The 2657-nt window shown below is 67.1% G+C and carries 2 protein-coding genes and 2 pseudogenes; 3 read left to right on the top strand and 1 reads right to left on the bottom strand.

Annotation, left to right across the window (positions count from 1 at the left end; genetic code table 11):
* A pseudogene (locus tag ACWDEN_RS48010) lies at window positions 1-160 on the top strand (phenazine biosynthesis protein PhzF); the annotation flags it as partial.
* Between the two features lie 35 nt (window positions 161-195).
* On the opposite strand, the pseudogene ACWDEN_RS48005 reads toward ACWDEN_RS48010, so the two are convergent.
* Window positions 196-1025: pseudogene (locus ACWDEN_RS48005) on the bottom strand (IS5 family transposase).
* A gap of 217 nt (window positions 1026-1242) precedes the next feature.
* Between ACWDEN_RS48005 and ACWDEN_RS48000 the strand changes: the two are divergent.
* A complete protein-coding gene (locus ACWDEN_RS48000) occupies window positions 1243-1725 on the top strand; it encodes a helix-turn-helix domain-containing protein (RefSeq protein ID WP_351619231.1) in 483 nt (160 codons plus the stop codon).
* Window positions 1722-2276, top strand: coding sequence for a transposase (locus ACWDEN_RS47995; protein WP_450864449.1), 555 nt, complete (start codon window positions 1722-1724; stop codon window positions 2274-2276). The genes ACWDEN_RS48000 and ACWDEN_RS47995 overlap by 4 nt, the downstream gene beginning before the upstream one ends.
* The last annotated feature ends 381 nt before the right edge of the window (window positions 2277-2657 follow it).

The raw sequence follows: 2657 nt of genomic DNA, 5'->3' as shown, positions 1-2657 counted from the left end.
GTTCGGTGCGTACGCCCGTGAACTCGGCCTGGTCCCCGAGGACACTGTCCTCACCCTGCATCAGGGCGAAGACCTCGGCCGCCCTGGCGAGCTCATAGTGACGCTGCGCGCGGATGACCCGCGCGTCCGTGTCAGCGGCGCAGGAACTCGCATCAACTGAGAGCCCGCCCAGCTCCTAGGAGTTGTCTTCAAATGTCACGCCCACATCAGGAGCGATGCGAGGGTGACGGCTGCTTGGTAGGACTCGGCGGTCTTGTCGTAGCGGGTGGCGATCCCTCGCCACTGCTTCAGGCGATTGAAGCAGCGTTCGACCATGTTGCGCCGCTTGTAGAGCTGCCTGTCGAAGGCCGGCGGGCGCCCGCCGCGGTAGCCGCGCCGGAGCCGGTTGCGGATCTGGTCCGACCGCTCCGGGATGGTGTGGGCGACGCCGCGCCGCCTGAGCCAGGCCCGGATCGCTTTGGAGCTGTAGCCCTTGTCGCCGATGACGTGGTCGGGCCGGACGCGGGGGCGTCCCGGTCCGAGGCGGGGCACCCGTATCGCGTCCATCACGGCGGTGAACTGGGTGCAGTCGTTGGTGTTCCCGCCTGTCACGGTGAAGGCGAGCGGTCGCCCCAGGGCATCGCAGGCCAGGTGAATCTTGCTGGTCAGGCCACCTCGGGAGCGTCCGAGTCCCGGGTGACGGAGCCCCCTTTTCGGGCCCCCGCAGCATGCTGGTGGGCACGGACGACGGTGGAATCGACCGACACGAGCCAGTCGATGTCCCCGGCCGCGTCTGCCCTGGCCTGGGCGGCCTGGAGCATCCGCTCGAACGTGCCGTCCAGGGCCCATCGGCGGAACCGGGTGTGCAGCGCGGCCCACGGGCCGTACCGCTCGGGCACGTCCCGCCAAGCAGTCCCGGTACGGAACTTCCACACGATCCCGTTGAGTACCGTGCGGTCGTCCAACCGCTTCCTGCCCCGCGACGACTCGGGCAGCAGCGGCCGAACGAACTCCCACTCGGCATCCGACAGTTCATGGCGACGTATCACCGGACCATGATCCACCACTCAAGATCATTTGAAGACACTGCCTAGTGCTGGATTCCCGTTTCATTGGGTATATGTCCTGGTGGCGGGGTAGTTGAAGGTGCTCGGGGGCGGGTGCTGGGTGATGGTGTTACGGGCACGGCCGGGGCGCGATGAGGACGAATGCACGGTCGTTCGCCGGTTGTCGCGGGCGCGGAAGGCTCCACGCGATGCAGTGATGCGGGCGCGGATGATCGAGCTGAGCTGGTCGGGGCTACGGGTGCCGGCGATCGCGGTGGAGCTGGGCTGCAGCCAGAAAACGGTCCGGTGCTGGATGCACCGCTTCAACCGCTCGGGCCTGCAAGGACTGGAGGATCTGGGTGGGCAGGGCCGCAAGCGGCGGATCACCGAGGAGGAACGCTCGAGGATCATCTCCCTGGTCAAGACCGTTCCGCCAGGGCGCCTGAGGTGGGAGCCCGTCGGGGAGCTGTGGGCCTTCGACGAGTCGGGGCCACCCGAGTGGACCCTGGATTCCCTGGCCGCAGCAGCGCGGGCCGAAGGAATCGAGGTGGGTCGCTCACAGGTCCGCCGCATCCTGCTGGCCGAGGGTGTGCGCTGGCGCCGCACCCGGTCCTGGACGCGATCGAAGGACCCGGACTTCGCCCCAAAAGGACGCGGATCATCGGTCTCTATACCCATCCGCCCGAGGGTGCGACGGTGATCTGCGCCGACGAGCTGGGGCCGGTGATCCCGCGGACCTTCCCGCCTGCACCCGCATGGTCACCGGGCGGGCACCGGATCAAAGCGGAACTCGACTACAGCCGCGCGCCGGAGAAGACCTGGGTCTACGGAGGTCTGCGGCCCTCCGACGGCCAGGCAATCACGATGACCGCACCCTCCCGCAACAGCACCTTCTACCAGCAGTTCCTGCATCTGCTCGAGGACGCCAACCCGGACGGGGAGATCTGGATCGTCACCGACAACCTGTCCAGTCACAACAGCGTGTCCACGAGGACCTGGCTCGAGGACCACCCCCGCATCCACCACGCCTTCATCCCCGTCGGAGCGTGCTGGCTCAACCTGCAAGAGGGCTGGTGGCGCATCTTCCGCAAAGCCGCCCTCGCCGGCCGGTCATTCGCCAACAGCGAGGACATCGCATACGCCACTGCCCTGGCAACGGACCAGCTCAACTCCCGTGCCAACCCCTGGCTCTGGGGCAGACCCCCACCGCCAACCCGGCGATTACGGCGCCGATTTGTGTACACCCTTTGAGGAATCCAGCACTAGACGAGGCGGCGGTACTCGTGATGGCGCTCCCTCAAATTGGCCATCCCCTGCTCGGGGATGGCCTCAGACCTGCTCGATGGATCTCCCCACCCAGAACGTCCTTGAGCTGAGGGCGGACACCACCGAAACGGATCGGGGATCAACGAACAGCCGTCAGCGAAGCCTCCCCGCCCAGGTTTCCCGGCCGGCGGGGCAATCCGAGATCCCCCAGTGGCTCCCGAGCGGTGTGAACCAAGCCAAGACCACCCCTGATCGCGACCGAATACGCTCCCTAAGGGCTGTCCCGTAAACGATCTTCGGTCGATGTGTCGGCGGTCCTCCGGCGGGCGACAGTGATCTTGTGCAGGCGGACGATGCCGAGCATGA

Source organism: Streptomyces sp. NPDC001153, from assembly GCF_053598315.1.
This window is presented reverse-complemented; position numbering and strand designations above follow the sequence as displayed.